At 62.3% G+C, this 18,453-nt stretch carries 21 protein-coding genes; 14 read left to right on the forward strand and 7 right to left on the reverse strand.

Annotation, left to right across the window (positions count from 1 at the left end; genetic code table 11):
- Positions 1-123: 123 nt before the first annotated feature.
- The 3 genes from ileS (at position 124) to ACR0FC_RS00645 (ending at position 4,125) form a co-directional block, all read left to right on the forward strand.
- Complete coding sequence (ileS, locus tag ACR0FC_RS00635) at positions 124-3,042, forward strand: isoleucine--tRNA ligase (RefSeq protein WP_170337503.1); 2,919 nt, start codon at positions 124-126, stop codon at positions 3,040-3,042.
- An 83-nt stretch (positions 3,043-3,125) separates the two neighbouring features.
- Positions 3,126-3,581, forward strand: coding sequence for a methylated-DNA--[protein]-cysteine S-methyltransferase (locus ACR0FC_RS00640; RefSeq protein ID WP_170337504.1), 456 nt, complete (start codon positions 3,126-3,128; stop codon positions 3,579-3,581).
- 76 nt (positions 3,582-3,657) lie between these two features.
- On the forward strand, positions 3,658-4,125 hold the full coding sequence (locus ACR0FC_RS00645) for a hypothetical protein (protein WP_093962795.1): 468 nt from the start codon (positions 3,658-3,660) through the stop codon (positions 4,123-4,125).
- Between the two features lie 30 nt (positions 4,126-4,155).
- Here the strand turns inward: ACR0FC_RS00645 and ACR0FC_RS00650 are convergent, their stop codons facing one another.
- The 4 genes from ACR0FC_RS00650 to fsa all read right to left on the reverse strand — a co-directional run bounded on the left by ACR0FC_RS00650 (position 4,156) and on the right by fsa (position 7,426).
- Positions 4,156-4,851 carry a CDP-alcohol phosphatidyltransferase family protein gene (locus tag ACR0FC_RS00650; RefSeq protein WP_093962794.1) on the reverse strand — a complete coding sequence of 232 codons (696 nt, stop codon included), beginning with the start codon at positions 4,849-4,851 and terminating at the stop codon, positions 4,156-4,158.
- A gap of 92 nt (positions 4,852-4,943) precedes the next feature.
- Positions 4,944-5,864, reverse strand: coding sequence for a tyrosine recombinase XerC (locus ACR0FC_RS00655; RefSeq protein WP_170337505.1), 921 nt, complete (start codon positions 5,862-5,864; stop codon positions 4,944-4,946).
- Positions 5,861-6,568 carry a DUF484 family protein gene (locus tag ACR0FC_RS00660; protein ID WP_170337506.1) on the reverse strand — a complete coding sequence of 236 codons (708 nt, stop codon included), beginning with the start codon at positions 6,566-6,568 and terminating at the stop codon, positions 5,861-5,863. Before ACR0FC_RS00660 ends, ACR0FC_RS00655 begins: the two co-directional genes overlap by 4 nt.
- 204 nt (positions 6,569-6,772) lie before the next feature.
- Positions 6,773-7,426 carry a fructose-6-phosphate aldolase gene (gene fsa / locus ACR0FC_RS00665; protein ID WP_170337507.1) on the reverse strand — a complete coding sequence of 218 codons (654 nt, stop codon included), beginning with the start codon at positions 7,424-7,426 and terminating at the stop codon, positions 6,773-6,775.
- Between the two features lie 91 nt (positions 7,427-7,517).
- On the opposite strand from fsa, the gene ACR0FC_RS00670 reads away from it, so the two are divergent.
- The 4 genes from ACR0FC_RS00670 to ACR0FC_RS00685 all read left to right on the forward strand — a co-directional run bounded on the left by ACR0FC_RS00670 (position 7,518) and on the right by ACR0FC_RS00685 (position 12,413).
- Complete coding sequence (locus ACR0FC_RS00670) at positions 7,518-9,713, forward strand: primosomal protein N' (RefSeq protein ID WP_170337508.1); 2,196 nt, start codon at positions 7,518-7,520, stop codon at positions 9,711-9,713.
- A 77-nt stretch (positions 9,714-9,790) separates the two neighbouring features.
- A complete protein-coding gene (locus ACR0FC_RS00675) occupies positions 9,791-11,023 on the forward strand; it encodes an MFS transporter (RefSeq protein ID WP_170337509.1) in 1,233 nt (410 codons plus the stop codon).
- A 68-nt stretch (positions 11,024-11,091) separates the two neighbouring features.
- On the forward strand, positions 11,092-11,970 hold the full coding sequence (locus ACR0FC_RS00680; RefSeq protein ID WP_170337510.1) for a 50S ribosomal protein L11 methyltransferase: 879 nt from the start codon (positions 11,092-11,094) through the stop codon (positions 11,968-11,970).
- 98 nt (positions 11,971-12,068) lie between these two features.
- Positions 12,069-12,413 (forward strand): hypothetical protein, encoded by a 345-nt coding sequence (locus ACR0FC_RS00685; protein WP_093962787.1) that lies wholly within the window; start codon positions 12,069-12,071, stop codon positions 12,411-12,413.
- Between the two features lie 106 nt (positions 12,414-12,519).
- Here ACR0FC_RS00685 and ACR0FC_RS00690 read toward each other — a convergent pair whose 3' ends face one another.
- Entirely contained in the window at positions 12,520-12,741 is a 222-nt protein-coding gene (locus ACR0FC_RS00690; RefSeq protein ID WP_093962786.1) for a DUF1127 domain-containing protein, read from the reverse strand.
- A 333-nt stretch (positions 12,742-13,074) separates the two neighbouring features.
- Between ACR0FC_RS00690 and ruvC the strand changes: the two genes are divergently transcribed.
- Genes ruvC through ruvB form a run of 3 tightly spaced genes read left to right on the forward strand, consistent with a single transcriptional unit; the run spans position 13,075 to position 15,264 of the window.
- The gene (gene ruvC, locus ACR0FC_RS00695; protein WP_170337511.1) at positions 13,075-13,572 is read left to right on the forward strand and encodes a crossover junction endodeoxyribonuclease RuvC; all 498 of its coding nucleotides are present in this window, start codon (positions 13,075-13,077) and stop codon (positions 13,570-13,572) included.
- Complete coding sequence (gene ruvA / locus ACR0FC_RS00700; RefSeq protein WP_170337512.1) at positions 13,569-14,240, forward strand: Holliday junction branch migration protein RuvA; 672 nt, start codon at positions 13,569-13,571, stop codon at positions 14,238-14,240. Before ruvC ends, ruvA begins: the two co-directional genes overlap by 4 nt.
- 4 nt (positions 14,241-14,244) lie before the next feature.
- A complete protein-coding gene (gene ruvB / locus ACR0FC_RS00705; protein WP_170337513.1) occupies positions 14,245-15,264 on the forward strand; it encodes a Holliday junction branch migration DNA helicase RuvB in 1,020 nt (339 codons plus the stop codon).
- Positions 15,265-15,274: 10 nt separating this feature from the next.
- On the opposite strand, the gene ACR0FC_RS00710 is transcribed toward ruvB, so the two are convergent.
- The gene (locus ACR0FC_RS00710; RefSeq protein ID WP_170337514.1) at positions 15,275-15,697 is read right to left on the reverse strand and encodes a hypothetical protein; all 423 of its coding nucleotides are present in this window, start codon (positions 15,695-15,697) and stop codon (positions 15,275-15,277) included.
- Positions 15,698-15,726: 29 nt separating this feature from the next.
- Positions 15,727-16,008 carry a hypothetical protein gene (locus ACR0FC_RS00715; protein ID WP_170337515.1) on the reverse strand — a complete coding sequence of 94 codons (282 nt, stop codon included), beginning with the start codon at positions 16,006-16,008 and terminating at the stop codon, positions 15,727-15,729.
- 151 nt (positions 16,009-16,159) lie between these two features.
- Between ACR0FC_RS00715 and ACR0FC_RS00720 the strand changes: the two genes are divergently transcribed.
- The 4 genes from ACR0FC_RS00720 (at position 16,160) to tolR (ending at position 18,445) form a co-directional block, all read left to right on the forward strand.
- Entirely contained in the window at positions 16,160-16,783 is a 624-nt protein-coding gene (locus tag ACR0FC_RS00720; RefSeq protein WP_170337516.1) for a hypothetical protein, read from the forward strand.
- Entirely contained in the window at positions 16,780-17,163 is a 384-nt protein-coding gene (gene ybgC / locus ACR0FC_RS00725; RefSeq protein ID WP_093962779.1) for a tol-pal system-associated acyl-CoA thioesterase, read from the forward strand. Before ACR0FC_RS00720 ends, ybgC begins: the two co-directional genes overlap by 4 nt.
- A 108-nt stretch (positions 17,164-17,271) precedes the next feature.
- On the forward strand, positions 17,272-17,967 hold the full coding sequence (gene tolQ / locus ACR0FC_RS00730) for a protein TolQ (protein ID WP_093962778.1): 696 nt from the start codon (positions 17,272-17,274) through the stop codon (positions 17,965-17,967).
- 1 nt (position 17,968) lies between these two features.
- On the forward strand, positions 17,969-18,445 hold the full coding sequence (tolR, locus tag ACR0FC_RS00735) for a protein TolR (protein ID WP_093962777.1): 477 nt from the start codon (positions 17,969-17,971) through the stop codon (positions 18,443-18,445).
- Positions 18,446-18,453 lie beyond the last annotated feature (8 nt).

Consider the following 18,453-nt stretch of genomic DNA (forward strand, 5'->3'; position numbering starts at 1 on the left):
ATTATCATTCGAATTATTTCCCCGGCGCTCTGAGTTTCCGAGACGCCGGGCAAAGGTGCTTGAGTTCATCGCACCGACCGCTTCGATCCAAACACGCCAAGATCATCCAAGGGACGCCTCTCCATGTGCGCCGACACGACCCAGACACCCGACTACAAAGACACGCTGAACCTGCCCCGAACCGAATTCCCCATGCGCGCCGGCCTGCCCCAGCGCGAGCCCGCATGGCTAGACCGCTGGGAGAAGATCGGCGTCTATGACCGCCTGCGCGACAAACAGGGTCGCAAGCCCTTCACACTGCATGACGGCCCGCCCTATGCCAACGGGCACCTGCATATCGGCCACGCGTTGAACAAGACGATCAAGGACATGATCGTGCGGTCGCATCAGATGATGGGCTTTGATGCGCGCTATGTGCCCGGCTGGGACTGTCACGGCCTGCCGATCGAATGGAAGATCGAGGAACAGTACCGCAAGAAGGGCAAGAACAAGGACGAGGTTCCGGTCATCGACTTCCGCCAGGAGTGCCGCAAGTTCGCCGAAGGCTGGATCGACATCCAGCGCGAGGAGTTCAAGCGCCTGGGCATCACCGGCAACTGGGCCGATCCCTACGTCACTATGGACTATCACGCCGAGGCGGTGATCGCGGACGAGTTCATGAAGTTCCTGATGAACGGCACGCTGTATCAGGGCTCGAAACCGGTGATGTGGTCGCCGATCGAGAAGACCGCCCTGGCCGAGGCCGAGGTCGAATATCACGACAAGGAAAGCTTCACCATCTGGGTGAAGTTCAAGGTGGTGAACACTGGTGACACCACGCTGGACAACGCCTATGTTGTGATCTGGACCACGACGCCCTGGACCATGCCGTCGAACAAGGCCGTGGTCTATGGCAAGGATATCTCGTACGGGCTGTACGAAGTGACCGCCCGCCCCGAGGAATGCTGGGCCCGGATCGGTGACCGCTACCTGCTGGCCGACAATCTGGCCGCCGACGTGTTCGCGCGGGCGCGACTGGACGACACCATGTACCGCCGCCTGTGTGACGTCACCCAGGACGATCTGGCCAAGATCCAGCTGCAGCACCCGCTGGCAGGGGCCGAAGGGTCCAACGGCGAATGGGACGACATCCGCGATTTCCGCGCGGCCGATTTCGTGACCGATACGGAAGGCACCGGCTTCGTCCATTGCGCGCCCTCGCACGGGATGGAGGAATTCGAGCTGTACCGCGATCTGGGCATGCTCGAGCAGGTCATCACCTACAACGTGATGGACGATGGCAGCTTCCGCGCTGACATGCCGTTTTTCGGCGGCAAGTACATCCTGTCGCGCAAGGGCGGCGAGGGCGATGCGAACAAGGCTGTGATCGACAAGCTGGCCGAGGTCGGCGGGCTGCTGGCGCGTGGCAAGATCAAGCACAGCTATCCGCATTCGTGGCGGTCCAAGGCGCCGATCATCTATCGTAACACACCGCAATGGTTCGTGTCCGTCGACCGCAAGCTGGACGACGGCATGGACGAAATGGGCGACAACATCCGCGAACGCGCCCTGCGCTCGATCGACGAGCTGGTGAAGTGGACGCCGCCATCGGGCCGCAACCGCCTGTATTCGATGATTGAGGCGCGCCCCGACTGGGTTCTGTCGCGCCAGCGTGCCTGGGGTGTGCCGCTCACGTGCTTCACCAAGAAGGGCGCTCTGCCCACCGACGCGGACTATCTGCTGCGCAACGCGGATGTGAACACCCGCATCAAGGCCGCGTTCGAAGAACACGGTGCCGATGTCTGGTACACTGACGGGTTCAAACAGCAGGTTCTGGACGGCATCGTGAACCCCGACGACTATGACCAGGTGTTCGACGTTCTGGACGTTTGGTTCGACTCGGGCTCGACCCATGCGTTCGTTCTGCGCGACCGTGAGGATGGCACTGACGACGGTATCGCCGATGTCTACATGGAGGGCACCGACCAGCACCGCGGATGGTTCCATTCCTCGATGCTGCAAGCCTGCGGCACGATCGGCCGTGCGCCGTATCGCAACGTGGTCACGCACGGGTTCACGCTGGACGAGAAGGGCAACAAGATGTCCAAATCGCTCGGTAATACCATCGTGCCGGAAGAGGTCGTCAAGCAATACGGTGCCGACATCCTGCGCCTGTGGGTGGCCCAGACCGACTATACCGCCGACCAGCGGATCGGGCCGGAAATCCTGAAAGGGGTCGCTGACAGCTATCGCCGGCTGCGCAACACGATGCGCTTCATGCTGGGCTCGCTGGCCGATTTCACCGAGGCCGACCGGATCGACCCGGCCGAGATGCCGCGTCTGGAACGCTGGGTGCTCAGCCGCCTGGCCGAGTTGGACGAGCAGGTCCGCAAGGGCTATGCTGCGTTCGACTTCCAGGGCGTGTTCAGCGCGGTGTTCAACTTTGCCACCGTTGACCTGTCGGCCTTCTATTTCGACGTGCGCAAGGATGCGCTTTATTGCGATGGCGACACCCCGCGCCGCCGGGCCGCGCGCACGGTGCTGGATATACTGTTCCACCGACTGACCACCTGGCTGGCGCCGGTTCTGGTCTTTACGATGGAAGAGGTCTGGCTCGAGCGGTTCCCGGGCGACGACAGCTCGGTGCATCTGGTCGACTTCCCCGACACGCCTGCCGATTGGCGCGATGCCGAGCTCGAGGCGAACATGGCCAAGATCCGCCGTGTGCGCCGTGCGGTGACCGCCGCGCTGGAAGTGCAGCGCCGCGACAAGGTTATCGGCTCCAGCCTCGAAGCCGCGCCGGTCGTGCATGTCGAGGATGCCGAAACCCGCGACCTGCTGGCGACCTTCGACGTGGATGACCTTTGCATCACTTCGGGTCTGACCGTCACCGCCGACCCGGCCCCGGCCGAGGCGTTCCGCCTGCCCGAGATCGAGGGCGTCGGCGTCGTGTTCGAAAAGGCCGAAGGGGCCAAATGCCGGCGCTGCTGGAAGATCCGGCCGGATGTGGGACGTCACGCCCACCCCGGCGTCTGCGGCCGATGCGATACGGCGCTGAGCTGAAAATGATCTCTGAAACCCCCGCCATCGCGCGGGGGTTTTTCTTGCGGCTTGCCGTGCCCCCGCTGATCTGAAACTCTGCGCCCATGCCGATGATTGCAGTGGAAACCCAGTTCGGATGCCTTGGGATAGAAGAAGAGGACGGTGCCATCACCAGTCTGGTGTGGGACGGTCACACAACGGGTGAGAGGACCCCGCTGCTGATCGAAGCGGGGTTGCAAATCAGGGCCTATGCCGAGGGCCGGTTGCAAAAGTTCGACTTGCCGCTGCGTGTCGTTGGGTCCGAGTTCCAGAAGCAGGTCTGCGACTTGATGTCCGCGATTCCTTTCGGTGACACACGGACCTACGGTGATATCGCGCAGGATCTTGGGTGTCCGGCGCAAGCTGTCGGGCAGGCCTGTGGTGCCAACCCGATCCCGGTGATCATTCCATGTCACCGCGTTCTGGCGGCAAGCGGGCTTGGCGGGTTCTCGGGGCAGGGCGGGGTTGAGGGCAAGGTTGCCCTGTTGCGTCACGAGGGCGCTGCCAGTCTGCTGATCTGACCACCGGAATCCGGTTGCAATCTTTTGCAAAGCGTCCCAACCTGAGACAGTTTTCGAACCCGAAGGACTGCAATTCATGACTGCGAAAATTGACCCCGCCGCCCGGAAGAAGGCCATCATTGACCAATTGATGGCGTTGGAGGCACAGGAGTTGGCGACGGCGCAGGCGCACCACGATGCCTTTCAGAAAGAGTCCAAATTGGATGACCGGGAAGGCCACGACAAGGATGATATCGCGGCATCGCGCGAAAGCGCAGATCTGGCCGCTGCGTTTGACGGGCCGGTGCATGCGCACCATGCCAAGATTGACGTGATCGAAAACACCGATTTCAGCCTGACGGATACCGTGCAGCCGGGTGCCGTAGTCTGGCTGGGTGATCGGCATTTCGTCGTCTGCGTGTCGACCACCAAGTTCGACGTGGACGGCGAAACATATATGGGGATTTCAACCCAAAGCCCGATCTATCTGGCCATGGCCGGAATGCGCAAGGGGGACGTCTTCACCCACAATGGCACCGAGTTCGAGATCCGGGAAATCCTCTGACCTGTGATTTTCGCCCGTTGGGGCCGCGTCTCAGTCGCGGCTCGGCGGCATGATTTGCTGGGCGATCCCTGCCGAGACCAGGTACAGACTGGTCACCACCAGACCCCAATGCGCCCAGCTTTGCGGGTGAAAATCCACCCAAGCGGCCCATCCGGCGAAAAATGTCCATGCGAAGGCCATGGGCAGGGACAGGTTGCGCCAGCGTTCCGTGCGCACGGGGTGAATGAATTTCAGGGGCAGAAACATTGCAACGGCCAGCAGCGCCACAAGGACGAGGCTGAACCAGAAGTCGGGCTTTAGCGCAAAGATCACCACCACGACCATGTTCCAGCAACCGGGAAAACCGGAAAAGGAATTGTCCTTTGTTTTCATACGCGTGTCGGCAAAATACATCGCGCTGGCGAAGGTGATGACGATGATCGCGAACCAACCGGTCCAGCCGTCCATCAAGCCGGATTTGAACAGCGCGTAGGCCGGAATGAAGACGTAGGTCAGATAGTCGATGATCAGGTCCAGCAGGACACCGTCGAACTCGGGCGCGTTCTTTTTGACGTGATAGTGCCGCGCCAAAGGGCCGTCGATTCCGTCGACGATGAACGAAACGACCAGCCACAGAAACATCAGGCTCCACTTTTCCTCGACCGCGGCCAGCATGGCCAGCATCGCAAATACGGCTCCGGTCGCGGTAAACAGGTGAACGGCTAAGGCTTTGAATCTGAGTGTCATGACCCGTGTCATGTACGATGCGCGCCCGAGATGCAAAGCAAAAAGCCAGCGGTATCAGCACCGAAATTTGGTTGCTGCAATTCCGCCGCGTCTCAGGCTTTGGGGTGCGCGCGGTTGTACACCTCCATGAGGCGCGCGGTGTCGACCGCTGTATAGGCCTGGGTGGTCGAAAGGGACGCGTGACCCAGCAGTTCCTGAATGGCCCGGAGGTCTCCGCCGGCCGACAGAAGATGGGTTGCAAAGCTGTGCCGCATCGCGTGTGGAGTGGCCGTTGCCGGAAGACCCAGCTGCATGCGCGCTTTGGCCATGACGCCCTGAATTGCCCTTGGACTCAGGGCCTTGCCCCGTACGCCGCGGAACAATGGGGCGGTTGGGCTTTGGGGATGTGGGCACAATTCCAGGTATCGGTCGACTGCCTGACGCGCAGCGGGTATGACCGGAACGATCCTTTCCTTGTCACCCTTGCCGACAATTCTCAGCGTGTTGGGCAGGGGCGCGTCCGCTCCGGTCAGGGACAGGGCTTCGGAAATGCGAAGGCCGCAGCCATACAGCAGGGTCACGACGGCAACGTCGCGGGCGGCAACCCAATCTGACCCGGATTGCAGCTCGACCGTCTCGATCATGGCGCGGGCGGCGTCTTCGGCCAGAGGGCGCGGCAGTTTCTTGGTGTATTTCGGGGCGCGGGTGGACAGGACGGCGGTGGGCTCGAACCCCTCGCGTTCAGCCAGCCAGCGATAGAAGCTTTTGACGGCGGACAGTTTTCGCGCCAGTGACCGCGCCCCGACACCGGATTCGCGTTGATGTGCCATCCAGGCCCGCATGTCCGAAACGGTGATGCGCTCGAGCGCCGCCAGCCCCTGCCGTTCGCTGTGATGCAAAGTCATGAAAGACAGGAAATCCGAGACATCCCCGCGATAGGCATTGATGGTGTTTTCCGAACGGCCCGCCAAAGCGGTCAACCCCTCCAGCCACAACTGCAATGCATCGCGGCAGGCTGGAGAGATCAGGCTCACGACAGCCAGTGGCGCATCGACCGTTCGAATACGCCTGCAAAAAAGGCCAGCAGATCAGTGCCCAATTGAGGCGAGAAGTGCCTTGGGTCGCGCGCGCCCATGACTATCATGCCCGGCAGACGCCCTTTGCCGAGATCCAGCTGCATACATGCCTCAGATTGCAGCTGGTCCAGCTGATCCCCGTGCACTCTGCGGTTGGGTTGGCGAATTTCGCGCAGGACAACCTCGCGCGCGGGGTGGTTCGGAGCGTTGTCCATGTAGGATTGTACGAAACCCGGTTCCGCCACGGCCAAAACACCGTCCAGCCGGTCGATGCTTGGGTCCTGTTGGACCAACGTTGTTTCTAGGACCAGCGTGATGCGGTCGACGCGGAGGATTTCGGCAACTTCCGTACCCAGCACGCGCAGGAAGTCCTCGAATTCCGTCGGCTCAAGAAGGCGCAGGATGGCTCGGTGAACCTGGTTGGTTCCGGCGAGGTTCTCGTACGCGGCGGCGATGACCGAGCGGTGAGTGTCCTCCAGCCGGTCCAGCCGTGCCTCAAGCCGTTGCATGGCGATTCCGCGCAGGTCGATTATGTTGTCTCCGCGGGCGCGTTCGTTCGCGGCGACCAGCGCCTGCATCAGATCCTTGTCGTCCAGTACGGCGTCCGGCTCGGCCAGAATCGCGGCGCGGAGGTTGTCCTCGAGTTTGGGATTGCTGCTCATATCCTGTCCGGTCTTTTTTGTTAGGGGCGTTATAGCACGGGTGCCCGGAAATGCCTTGGGAAAAATGCACGTTTAGGTGGATTAGGCGCCGTGTGTGGGGGCGTGGCTCCCGCCTGCAGGCATCTGATTAAAGATCAGGCCCCCTGCAGTTGGGCCAAGCGCGGCCCAAGTCGGGGCCGCGCGGTTGTACTTGGGATCAATGGATCACAGAATCTTCTGACCGGTCTTGGCCCAATCCGACAGGAAAGCCTCGAGCCCTTTGTCGGTCAGCGGGTGATCAGCCAGCTTCTTGATCACAGCGGGCGGGGCGGTGATCACGTCGGCGCCGATGCGGGCGCTGTCGGCCACATGGTTCACGCTGCGGATCGAGGCGGCGAGGATTTCGGTTTCGAACCCGTAGTTGTCATAGACCTGACGGATGTCGGCGATCAGGTCCATACCGTCGAGGTTGATGTCGTCCAGCCGTCCGATGAAGGGCGAAATGAAGGTCGCGCCGGCCTTGGCTGCCAGAAGTGCCTGATTGACCGAGAAGCACAGGGTGACGTTGACCATCTGGCCCTCGTCGCTGAGCGTCTTGCAGGTTTTCAGACCGGCCCAGGTCAGCGGCACCTTGACGGCGATGTTCGGTGCGATCTGCGCCAGCTTGCGGCCTTCGGCGATCATGTCCTCGGCTTCGGTGGCGACGACTTCGGCGGAAACCGGGCCATCGACCAGGTCGCAGATTTCCTTGGTCACTTCCAGAATGTCGCGACCCGATTTCAGGATCAGCGAGGGGTTGGTGGTGACACCGTCCACCATGCCCAGATCGTTCAATTCGGCGATGGCGTCGATTTCGGCTGTGTCTACGAAGAATTTCATCGGGGCAGTCCTTTGATGGGTTGGCCTTGCTCGCGGATGCCTTTACCTCAAAGAGACCCGTGCTGAAACCCCTGCTGAAGAAAGGCGCGCATTGAGCGACCCGGTGCATTTCGACCAAGGTGAGCTGGTGGCGGTTCTGACGACCCAGCCGCTGGACCGGACGTTGGATTACAAGGCGCCCGAGGGGGGGTGTTTCCTGGGGGCCTTCGTCGAGGTGCCGCTGGGCCCGCGCAAGGTTCTGGGTGTGGTCTGGGGCGCGGGGCGCGGAGATTTCGACCGCAGCAAGATCCGCTCGGTCATCCGGGTGCTGGACGTGGCGCCCATGCGCGAAGAGATGCGCCTGTTCCTGCAGCGCGCGGCTGACTACACGCTGACGCCGATGCCGGCCATGCTGCGGCTGGCCACCCGCGCGCCCGGGCTGGGCGACCCGCTGTCGATGCGCAAGATCTATCGGCTGGGCAGCGGCACGCCTGACCGCATGACCGATGCCCGGGCCCGAGTGCTGGAGGTGCTGCGTGACTATGGCGGGCTGGCCTTTACCCTGAAAGAACTGGCCGAGATGGCCGGGGTCACCTCGTCGGTCGTCAAAGGTCTGGTCAAGCAGGGCGCCGTGCGCGAGGAGGACAGCCCGCGCGACCTGCCTTATCCGACGCTGGACCCGGACCGGCCCGGCAAGGCGCTGACCCCCGATCAGACCGCTGCCGCCGACACGTTGCGGGCCGCACTGCGCAGCGGAACCTATGGCACAACGCTGCTGAAGGGCGTGACCGGGTCGGGCAAGACCGAGGTTTACCTTGAAGCCGTGGCCGAAGCGCTGCGCATGGGCCGGCAGGCGTTGGTGCTGCTGCCCGAGATTGCCCTGACTGCCGAGTTTCTGACACGGGTCGAGGAGCGGTTCGGCGCGCGCCCGGCCGAATGGCATTCCGGTGCCACGATGACTGAACGCCGCCGTGTCTGGCGCATGGTCGGGCAGGGCGATGCGCAGATGGTGGTGGGCGCGCGGTCGGCGCTGTTTCTGCCGTTCCGCGATCTGGGCCTGATCGTGGTGGATGAGGAACACGACACCTCGTACAAGCAGGAAGACGGCGTGCATTACAATGCGCGCGACATGGCGGTTCTGCGGGCGGCGATCTGCGGGTCGCGCGTGATCTTGGCCAGCGCGACACCGTCGCTGGAAAGCTGGGCCAATGCGGAGGCCGGCAAGTACGACCGGCTGGACCTGACCTCGCGCTTTGGGGCGGCGGTGCTGCCGGACATGAAAACCATCGACATGCGCGCCGAGAAGATGCAGCCGGGCACCTGGATTTCCCCCAGCCTGCGCCAGGCGGTGCAGGCGCGCATCGAGAAGGGCGAACAGTCGCTGCTGTTCATCAACCGCCGTGGATATGCGCCAGTGACGCTGTGCCGGGCCTGCGGCGAACAGATCGCCTGCGACCATTGCGATGCGCGCATGGTCGAGCACCGGTTCCTCAAACGTCTGATGTGCCATCAGTGCGGCGAGACCAAGCCCATGCCCGAGGCCTGCCCCGCCTGCGGGGTCGAGGGCAAGCTGGCCCCGGTCGGTCCCGGCATCGAACGTCTGGCCGAAGAGGCCGAGGCGACCTTTCCCGAGGCCCGCATCGCCATGCTCAGTTCCGACCTGTTCGGCTCGGCCCGGGCGCTGAAGGCCAAGATCGAAGAGATCGCCGAGGGGGACGCAGATATCGTCATCGGTACGCAGCTGGTGGCCAAGGGGCACAATTTCCCGAACCTGACGCTGGTCGGGGTGATCGACTCGGATCTGGGCCTGCACGGGTCCGACCTGCGCGCGGCTGAGCGGACCTTTCAACTGATGCGGCAGGTGGCGGGCCGGGCCGGGAGGGCCGACAAGCCGGGGGCGGCGCTGCTGCAGACCTTTCAGCCCGAACACCCGGTGATCCGCGCGATCCTGTCGGGGGACGAGGAAGGGTTCTGGCGGGCTGAGGCCGCCGGGCGTCATGCGGCCGGGGTGCCGCCCTATGGCCGGATGGCGGGGATCGTGCTGTCCGGCCCCGAGGTCGGCCCCGTCTTTGACATCGGAAACGTATTGGCGCGCAATGACGCGCCGCTGCGGCAGATCGGGGCACAGGTCTTTGGACCAGCCCCGGCGCCGATTGCCCGTATCCGCGGGCGGCACCGGGTGCGGCTGCTGGTCAAGGCGCCCAAGGGGGCACCGATCCAGGACGCCATCGCCCGCTGGATCGCACCGCTGCGCCTGAAGGGTGACATCCGCCTGACCGTCGATATCGACCCGCAGAGTTTCTACTGACCCTGCATCAGCGCAGACCCGGTGTGCACTGGGGATTTCCTCTCGCCAGCCGGGCGGATTGGGCGTAGAGAACTCTCATGCTGAAACCGATGCCCCTGTCCCAGGCCCAGAGCCTGCCGTTCTGGCGCCGCCCCGTCACGTTGCTGTTCGTGATGGCGCTGACCATGCCGATCGCCTTCAACGCGTGGAGCGCGCTGCTGAACAATTTTGTGATCGAAGTCGCGGATTTCGACGGGGCAGACATCGGCCTGCTGCACACGGTGCGTGAAATCCCGGGCTTTCTGGCCGTGGGCGTGATCGCGGTGATAATTTTCGTGCGCGAGCAGGTGCTGGCCATGATTTCGCTGGTGCTGCTGGGTGTGGCCACGGCAGTGACGGCCTGGTTTCCCAGCCTCGGCGGGCTGCTGTTCGTGACCCTGTTCAGCTCGATCGGGTTTCACTACTACGAAACGGTGAATCAGTCGCTTCAGCTGCAATGGCTGCCCAAGGACCGCGCCCCGCAGGTGCTGGGCTGGCTGGTGGCGATGGGATCGGCCTCGACGCTGGTGGTCTATGGGCTGATCGTGCTGACCTGGGACCGTTTCGATCTGTCCTACAACACGGTCTTCATGGCGGCTGGTGGGCTGACAGCGGTACTCGCACTGTTCTGCCTGATCGCCTATCCACAATTCGATGCGCCGACACCGCAGACCAAGAAAATCGTGCTGCGCCGGCGCTACTGGCTGTATTACGCGCTGCAGTTCATGGCGGGCGCGCGGCGGCAGATCTTCGTCGTGTTCGCGGGGTTCATGATGGTCGAACGCTTTGGCTTCGAAGTGCATCACCTGACCAGTCTGTACCTCATCAATCTGATCATCAACATGGCCGCCGCCCCTTTGCTGGGCAAGGCCGTCGCGGTGTTTGGCGAGCGGCGTACGCTGATCTTCGAGTATCTGGGCCTTGCCATCGTGTTTGCGGCCTATGGCGGCATCTACTGGTTTGGCTGGGGTGTGCTGCTTGCGGCCATTCTCTACGTCATCGATCATGTGCTGTTCGCGCTGGCTTTGGCGCTCAAGACCTATTTCCAGAAAATCGCTGACCCGGCCGATATTGCACCCACCGCGGCGGTGGCCTTCACCATCAACCACATCGCGGCGGTGTTCCTGCCGGCGCTGCTGGGGCTGTTGTGGGTCGTGTCGCCGGGGGCGGTGTTCGGCCTGGCGGCGGGCATGGCGCTGATCTCTCTGGCGCTGTCGCTGCTGATCCCGCGCCACCCCGAGCCGGGGAACGAGACCATCTTTTCGAAATACGCCCCCGCACCGGCCGAATGACACGCGGGACGCTTGACCTCGGCGGCTGACGGCCCTAGGCGCAAAGGCGGTTTCTGCAGGAGGTTCCCATGCCCACATTCACCGCCCTGACCACCCTGAAAGGCAAAGCCGCGGCCGAAAGCCTGGGCGAAGCGATGGAGCGGCTGGAGCCCGAACCCACCGGCGTGGGCGTCTTCGAGGTCGAGGACGGCTCGGGCCTGTGGGAGGTCGGCGGCTATTTCACCGAAAGCCCAGACGAGGCCGCCCTGGCCCTGCTGGCGGCGGCCTTTGAGGCCAAGCCCTTCGTGGTGTCGGAACTACCGGAAACCGACTGGGTCGCCCATGTCCGGCGCGAGCTGGCCCCGGTCGAGGCCGGGCGGTTTTTCGTCTATGGCAGCCACGATGCCGACAAACTGCCTGAGGGGCGCATTCCGCTGCTGATCGAGGCTGCGATGGCCTTCGGTACAGGGCACCACGGAACGACGCTGGGATGTCTGAAGGCGCTGGACAAGCTGATTGAGACTGGGTTCGAGGCCAGCAAGGTTGCCGATATCGGCTGCGGTACGGCGGTGTTGGCGATGGCGGCGGCGCGGGTCTGGGAAGGTGACATCCTGGCCAGCGACATTGATCAGGTCGCCGTCGACGTAGCCGAGGCCAACCTGAAGGCCAACGGCATGGCCGGGGCCGTCCGTTGTGTCGAGGCTGCCGGTTTTGACCATCCTGACCTCCAGGCGGCGGCGCCTTACGATCTGATTTTCGCCAACATTCTGAAGGGACCGTTGGTGGCCCTTGCCCCGGAAATCGCGCAGAATCTGCGCGGAGGCGGACATGCGATCCTGTCGGGAATCCTCAACGAGCAGGCCGACGAAGTGGAATCAGTTTATTCACGAAACGGGTTCAATACGATGGATCGGTCAATGATTGGTGAATGGACGACGCTAGTCTTAACCAAACAGGGCGCAAATTAGACCATTTGCAGGAGTTTTGTGGATTTTTGCCACGGTTTTGACGCATTCTCTTTCTACCGTCATCCAATGAATTTGGGGGGCGGTTTTTGGAGGCTGCCATGACAGGAAAACAACTTGAATTCGATCAGCGCGTTCATCGGCTGACAAAGAAACACAACAAGATGAGCCGTGGCTATCGCGCGACTATGCGCAAAGATGGTCTGGTCGTCATGAAACCCCAGCGGGTACGCTCGGCGGTTCCGGCCAAGGTTCTGTTGCTGTGCCTGTGCGGATTTTTTGCTTTCAAAGCGTTCCTGCTATCCAATCTCGGCCCGACCGGATACCAGTATCGGGTGGATGCCCTGAACGAAGGGACATCGGTTGAACAGGCGGGCGCGTGGATCATGCAGATTGATCCATTGTCGCAGGCCCTGTCGACACAGCTGAACAAGATTCTCTACTGAACTCTCTCTCCTAAAGAGCTTTCACAAGACAAAAACACCGCGTACCTTTCGGTCCGCGGTGTTTCTGTGCTGCCCCGAGGGAGGATAGGGGCGAGAGTGGGTGGTTTCAGTACAGACGGCGGCGGCCAGCAGCGACTTCGTCGATGTCACCGCGGCACAGGCCGATATCTTCCAGTTCACGGTTGCTCAGACCGTTCAATGCGTTGCGCGTCACGCGTGCGTCGTTCCAGGCGACAACGGCGTTCACGACGGATGCCAGAAAGGCGCCGATACGGCCGACAAGGCCAAACGAGCCAATCGAGGCGCGGGTTGTGTCAATTGCAGCCATATCCTGCTTCCTTCTGTTCAGTGTTGACGTTTGAATGTCGAATTCTCGGGCCAGTTAGTGATGTCGGATTGACCTTGCAAGTGCTGAAACTGCATGTGTCCTATGCAGTTTTTGCAATGCTTCGAAAATGATGAAAGTCCCTTAAATTATTGATGAAAACTGCCTTGGGAATGTGTCGGTTTCAGACTTTCTGGCGTCGCAATGCGTCCGAATTGTCGCGGACGGAACAGGTGTGTCGCATTTGGTCACCGGATCAATTTTCTTGGAAAATGTTCACGCTTCGTGCTAATCGAGAGAAAAGACAATGAAAACCCGAGCAGGCCGAGGCACAACATGCGAATTCTGGGCATTGATCCGGGGCTGCGAACCCTGGGATGGGGCGTCATCGAATCACATGGCAGCCGGCTGAGCCATGTTGCCAACGGCCTTTGCAAATCCGACGGGGATGATCTGGGTGAGCGGCTTTTGTCGCTGCACAACCAGATCGTCGAGGTGATCTCCGAACATCAGCCCGACCAGGCAGCCATCGAACAGACCTTCGTCAACAAGGACGGCGCCGGGACGCTGAAGCTGGGTCAGGCGCGCGGAGTGGCGTTGCTGACCTTGGCGCAGGCCGGGTTGCCGGTGGGCGAATACGCGCCCAACCGGGTTAAGAAAACCGTGGTGGGCGTAGGGCACGCCGAGAAGGAGCAGGTTCTGCACATGGTCAAACTTCAACTGCCGGGGTGCCAGCCCAAGGGGGCCGATGCGGCGGATGCGCTGGCGATCGCGATCTGTCATGCGTTCTACGGTGCGACGCCGCAGGCGCGCATCAAGCAGGTGGCCACATGATCGGCAAGCTGACCGGACGCATCGATTACCGCGCGGCGGATCATCTTCTGATCGACGTGCGCGGGGTCGGCTACATCGTCTATTGCTCGGACCGGACCATGGCGGCCCTGCCCGGGATAGGCGAGGCGGTCTCGTTGTATACCGATCTGGTGGTGCGCGAGGACCTGATGCAGCTTTACGGCTTTCTGTCTCTGGTCGAGAAAGAATGGCACCGGCTGCTCTGCTCGGTTCAGGGGGTGGGGGCCAAGGTGTCGCTGGCCATTCTGGGCGCGCTGGGGCCGGACGGGGTCAGCCGGGCCATCGCGCTGGGCGATTGGGGCGCGGTTAAGGCGGCCAAGGGTGTCGGGCCCAAGACCGCGCAGCGCATCGTGCTGGACCTGAAGGACAAGGCGCCCGGCGTCATGGCGATGGGCGGCACGGTGACCGAAGCGATGGACGGCCCCGTGGCCGAGGTGGTTGAACCCGCAGACCCGGCGCCGGCCCCGGTGCGGGCCCCGAAACCCGGCGCGGGTGCGACGTCGGCGGGTGCTTTGTCGGCGCTGTCGAACCTGGGCTATGGCCCGTCCGAGGCCGCCTCTGCCGTCGCCGAGGCCGCCGCCAACCTGCCCGATGCCGGTGAGGCCGAATTGATCCGCGCGGCGTTGAAACTGCTGGCTCCGAAAGGCTGAATGAATGGTTGATGCCGACCCGACCCTGCGCCCGCAGCCTCTGCCCGAGGACAACGACCGCGCCTTGCGCCCGCAGGGGCTGGACGAATTCATCGGCCAGGCCGAGGCCCGGGCCAATCTGCGCATCTTCATCCAGTCGGCCCGCCAGCGGAACGAGGCGATGGACCACACGCTGTTCCACGGCCCTCCGGGCTTGGGCAAGACGACGCTGGCGCAGATCATGGCGCGCGAGCTTGGGGTGAACTTCCGCATGACCTCGGGGCCGGTTCTGGCCAAGGCCGGGGATCTTGCGGCGATCCTGACCAATCTCGAAGAGCGCGACGTGCTGTTCATCGACGAAATCCACCGCCTGAACCCGGCGGTGGAAGAGGTTCTGTACCCGGCGATGGAGGATTTCGAGCTGGATCTGGTGATCGGCGAGGGGCCCGCGGCCCGTACCGTGCGGATCGAGCTGCAGCCCTTTACCCTGGTCGGGGCGACCACGCGGATGGGCCTGCTGACCACCCCGCTGCGCGATCGGTTCGGTATTCCCACGCGGCTGCAATTCTACACCGAGGATGAGTTGCACGAGATCGTCACCCGCAACGCCCGCAAGCTGGGCGCGCCGGCCGAGGACGATGGAGCCCGCGAGATCGCGCGCCGGTCGCGGGGCACCCCCCGTATCGCCGGGCGGCTGCTGCGGCGGGTCGTGGATTTCGCCATCGTCGAGGGCGACGGTCGCATCACGCGCGAGCTGGCCGATGGTGCGCTGACGCGGCTGGGCGTTGACAATCTGGGTCTGGATGGGGCCGACCGCCGCTATCTGAAACTGATCGCCGAGAACTACGGCGGAGGTCCGGTAGGGATCGAGACCCTGTCGGCCGCCCTGTCCGAAAGCCGCGACTCACTGGAGGAAGTAATCGAGCCCTATCTGCTGCAACAAGGCCTGATCCAACGCACGCCGCGCGGCCGGATGCTGGCGCAGAAGGCCTGGACGCATCTGGGCATGGCCGCGCCCAAGGGGCAGAGTGACCTGTTTGGCTGACGATTGTAGATCAGCCGCTACGCTCGCGGATATTCGTCAGCATCTCGTACTCAGGTTCGAAATGAGGACGGAATGCGGCCAAGTCTTCCGCAGACAGCTTCTTGCGTGACAACGACCTGTTTTCGTGGCGCATAGGCAAATCCACCGAGAACAACGCCTGGGCGCTTTCAAGAAAATTGCCGAGTTCGTGAAAGAAACCGACTTGATCTAGAGAGGACACAGCCTCGACAGCCTCGTCCACGTCGAAGTTTTCGCTGAACATATAAAGCTGACGCAGCAGGTGATTGCGGTCAGCGGATGCGATGAAATCGGCAAAGTCGCCACTCGCCCAATCGCCTTCGGATGCCAGGCAGGGGTGATCGACGCCGTTTTCGATATACCTTTTCAGCATCAAAAAGTGGCTGTAGGCCCGCTCGACCGGATCGCGGAACACAGTGAATGTGCAGGTCTTGGCGGGCACCTTCAGTGAATGGAACGGCGAATGTGCAACGCGTAAGCAAAGCTGCCCGACTTGATCAGCCGCTCGTACCAGCCGACCGCAGGTCCGATCTCGCCGGCAATTCGGCGTTTGGGGGCGCCCGCAAGAGCTTTCACTGTCACACACTTGCCGGCGAACGCCGATAGGAACGCCGCATTCAACGAAGAGCCGGCTGTTTTTCTGCTGTGATAATGGTAGACGCGGTCAAATTCAGGAGTTAGCCGTCCTTTGTGCGGTATCGGTTTTCTTCTGATCCAGGAAAGCATTGGGCCGATGTTTCGTCCTTGTCAGATATGGCCGAGACCGTCTGGTCTGGTAGTGTCGGTAACGCCCGGGGAACATGGCGTTTGTCGCGGGCATATCGTTGTTTACGACAGCAAACAACGGCCCCGAGGTTGAAAAAAGAGGGAATTGCCAATGACGCCTGAGGGTGTTGCCGAGTTGTTTTTTCGCGCGGACGGGAGCTATCTTTTCGCACGTTGGGGACGGCCCATCGTGCCGATCGTATTTGGTGTGGAAGACAAGACGCTAGCAACGGTCAAAGGCGCGTTCGAGGCGGTCGTGGCGCTGGCCGGCCACAAGATGGCCGAGACCGACCCCGAGTTGGGGGCCAACTGCATGGTGTTCTTTTTTCGCGATTGGGCCGAGCTGCTTGAGGTGCCCGACCTTGACCGGCTGATCCCGGACCTCGCGCCGCTGGTCGAACGGCTCGATGCTGGCGGAGCCAACCAGTATCGAGCATTCAGGTTCGATCCGGACGGCGCGATCCGTGCTGCGTTTGTCTTTGTGAGGATGGACCGGGAGCTGTCGAAAGTGTCGGCTGAAACGCTGGCCTTGTCGCAGGTTGTTCAGACCGTTCTTTTGTGGTCGGACACAGCCTTCCGAGAGCGCTCGCCCCTGGCCGTGGCGGGAGACACGACGATCCTGCGGCCAGACATTGCCGCGCTGATCCGCGCCGCTTATGATCCGGTTTTGCCGGCGGTGGCCCGGGACCCGTCCCATGCGCTGCGGCTGTTCGCACGCATGGAGCCGACGCAATGAAGCATGTCTTTCCCGTCCGCGTCTATTACGAGGACACCGACATGGGGGGCGTGGTCTATCACGCCAACTACTTGCGCTATATCGAGCGCGCCCGGTCGGATTGGGTACGCAACCTGGGCAATGACCAGAACGCAATGCGCGAGGCTGGTATCATCTGGGTCGTGCGGAGGGTCGAGGCCGACTATCTGGCGTCTGCGCGGTTCGATGACGAGTTGCTGGTCGAAACCGAGGTCGTCGCGATTTCCGGCGTGCGACTGACCATGGCTCAACTCATCCGGCGCGGGGAAACCGAAGTCTTCCGCGCGACCGTGACGGCCGTTTGCGTCAATCAGGATGGCCGGCCGATCCGGCTCCCGGCAGAGATTCGCGCATTGCTGTAACAATTTGCTCAGCCCCTGTGGTTCTGTTGGCAATTTGCCCCTAACTACGCTAGCGTTTGGCAAAACAAGGCCAATCAACGGCTGTCAGGCAAAACAAAGAGCAGGTTCATGGAAGCTGAAACGCTGGCGCTGGCGCAGGAGATCGATTTCTCCATGTGGGGGCTGTTCGCCCGTGCGACATTCATCGTGAAAGTGGTGATGCTGATCCTTGTGGTCGCATCCTTCTGGTCATGGTCGATCATCATTCAAAAGCTCATCACCTATCGCAGCGCACGACGCGAAGCGCAGGTGTTCGACGAGGCGTTCTGGTCGGGCAACCCGCTGGACGAGCTGTTTGAACAAATCGGAACGCAGCCGGATGGCAGTTCCGAAAAGATCTTCGCAGCCGGCATGATCGAGTGGCGCCGCTCGCACCGCGCCGACGGAGGGCTCATAGCTGGCGCTCAGGCCCGGATCGATCGTTCGATGGATGTGGCCATCGCCAAAGAAGCCGAGGGTTTGCAAAAGGGTCTTTCGATCCTTGCGACCGTGGGTTCGACTGCGCCCTTCATCGGCCTGTTCGGTACGGTCTGGGGAATCATGAACGCCTTCATCGAAATCGCCGAACAGCAGAACACAAACCTGGCCGTCGTGGCACCGGGCATCGCCGAAGCTTTGCTGGCGACCGGTCTTGGCCTTTTGGCCGCAATTCCGGCCGTAATCTTCTACAACAAACTTAGCGCGGACAGCGATCGCATCGTTGGCGGATATGAGGCTTTTGCCGACGAATTCGCAACCATTCTGTCCCGCCAGTTGGACAGCTGACATGGGTGCGGCGATCCAGCAATCGTCTGGCGGCAACGGACGACGCCGAGGACGGCGGCGCGGGCGTGCGCAGCCGATGGGTGAAATCAACGTCACACCCTTTGTCGACGTGATGTTGGTGCTGCTGATCATCTTCATGGTCGCGGCTCCGCTGATGACCGTGGGGGTCGAGGTTGATCTGCCCAAAACTGCCGCCAGCGCTCTGCCGGGCGACAACGAGGAACCGTTGACCGTCACGCTAACAGCCGACGGGCGGGTTCAGATCCAGACCACCGAGGTGACCCGCGACGAGTTGATCGGTAAGTTGCGCGCCATTGCTGCCGAGCGCAGCAGCGACCGCGTCTACCTGCGGGCCGATGGCGCCATTCCTTATGCGCAGGTCATGCAGGTCATGGGTGCGTTGAATGCCGGCGGGTTTTCGAATGTGGGCCTTGTCACCGATACTGGCGGGCCGGCGCTGGACGCGGGCGGAGAGTGAGGCTGCGC

This window comes from Ruegeria sp. BB9, assembly GCF_056539345.1.

What these genes read in the sequence shown, in the direction of transcription:
- ileS (WP_170337503.1), top strand. Translation starts at nt 124, where the DNA reads ATGTGCGCCGACACGACCCAGACACCCGACTACAAAGACACGCTGAAC.
- ACR0FC_RS00640 (WP_170337504.1), top strand. Translation starts at nt 3,126, where the DNA reads ATGCCGATGATTGCAGTGGAAACCCAGTTCGGATGCCTTGGGATAGAA.
- ACR0FC_RS00645 (WP_093962795.1), top strand. Translation starts at nt 3,658, where the DNA reads ATGACTGCGAAAATTGACCCCGCCGCCCGGAAGAAGGCCATCATTGAC.
- ACR0FC_RS00650 (WP_093962794.1), bottom strand. Translation starts at nt 4,851, where the DNA reads ATGACACTCAGATTCAAAGCCTTAGCCGTTCACCTGTTTACCGCGACC.
- ACR0FC_RS00660 (WP_170337506.1), bottom strand. Translation starts at nt 6,568, where the DNA reads ATGAGCAGCAATCCCAAACTCGAGGACAACCTCCGCGCCGCGATTCTG.
- fsa (WP_170337507.1), bottom strand. Translation starts at nt 7,426, where the DNA reads ATGAAATTCTTCGTAGACACAGCCGAAATCGACGCCATCGCCGAATTG.
- ACR0FC_RS00675 (WP_170337509.1), top strand. Translation starts at nt 9,791, where the DNA reads ATGCTGAAACCGATGCCCCTGTCCCAGGCCCAGAGCCTGCCGTTCTGG.
- ACR0FC_RS00680 (WP_170337510.1), top strand. Translation starts at nt 11,092, where the DNA reads ATGCCCACATTCACCGCCCTGACCACCCTGAAAGGCAAAGCCGCGGCC.
- ACR0FC_RS00685 (WP_093962787.1), top strand. Translation starts at nt 12,069, where the DNA reads ATGACAGGAAAACAACTTGAATTCGATCAGCGCGTTCATCGGCTGACA.
- ACR0FC_RS00690 (WP_093962786.1), bottom strand. Translation starts at nt 12,741, where the DNA reads ATGGCTGCAATTGACACAACCCGCGCCTCGATTGGCTCGTTTGGCCTT.
- ruvC (WP_170337511.1), top strand. Translation starts at nt 13,075, where the DNA reads ATGCGAATTCTGGGCATTGATCCGGGGCTGCGAACCCTGGGATGGGGC.
- ruvA (WP_170337512.1), top strand. Translation starts at nt 13,569, where the DNA reads ATGATCGGCAAGCTGACCGGACGCATCGATTACCGCGCGGCGGATCAT.
- ruvB (WP_170337513.1), top strand. Translation starts at nt 14,245, where the DNA reads ATGGTTGATGCCGACCCGACCCTGCGCCCGCAGCCTCTGCCCGAGGAC.
- ACR0FC_RS00715 (WP_170337515.1), bottom strand. Translation starts at nt 16,008, where the DNA reads ATGCTTTCCTGGATCAGAAGAAAACCGATACCGCACAAAGGACGGCTA.
- ACR0FC_RS00720 (WP_170337516.1), top strand. Translation starts at nt 16,160, where the DNA reads ATGACGCCTGAGGGTGTTGCCGAGTTGTTTTTTCGCGCGGACGGGAGC.
- ybgC (WP_093962779.1), top strand. Translation starts at nt 16,780, where the DNA reads ATGAAGCATGTCTTTCCCGTCCGCGTCTATTACGAGGACACCGACATG.
- tolQ (WP_093962778.1), top strand. Translation starts at nt 17,272, where the DNA reads ATGGAAGCTGAAACGCTGGCGCTGGCGCAGGAGATCGATTTCTCCATG.
- tolR (WP_093962777.1), top strand. Translation starts at nt 17,969, where the DNA reads ATGGGTGCGGCGATCCAGCAATCGTCTGGCGGCAACGGACGACGCCGA.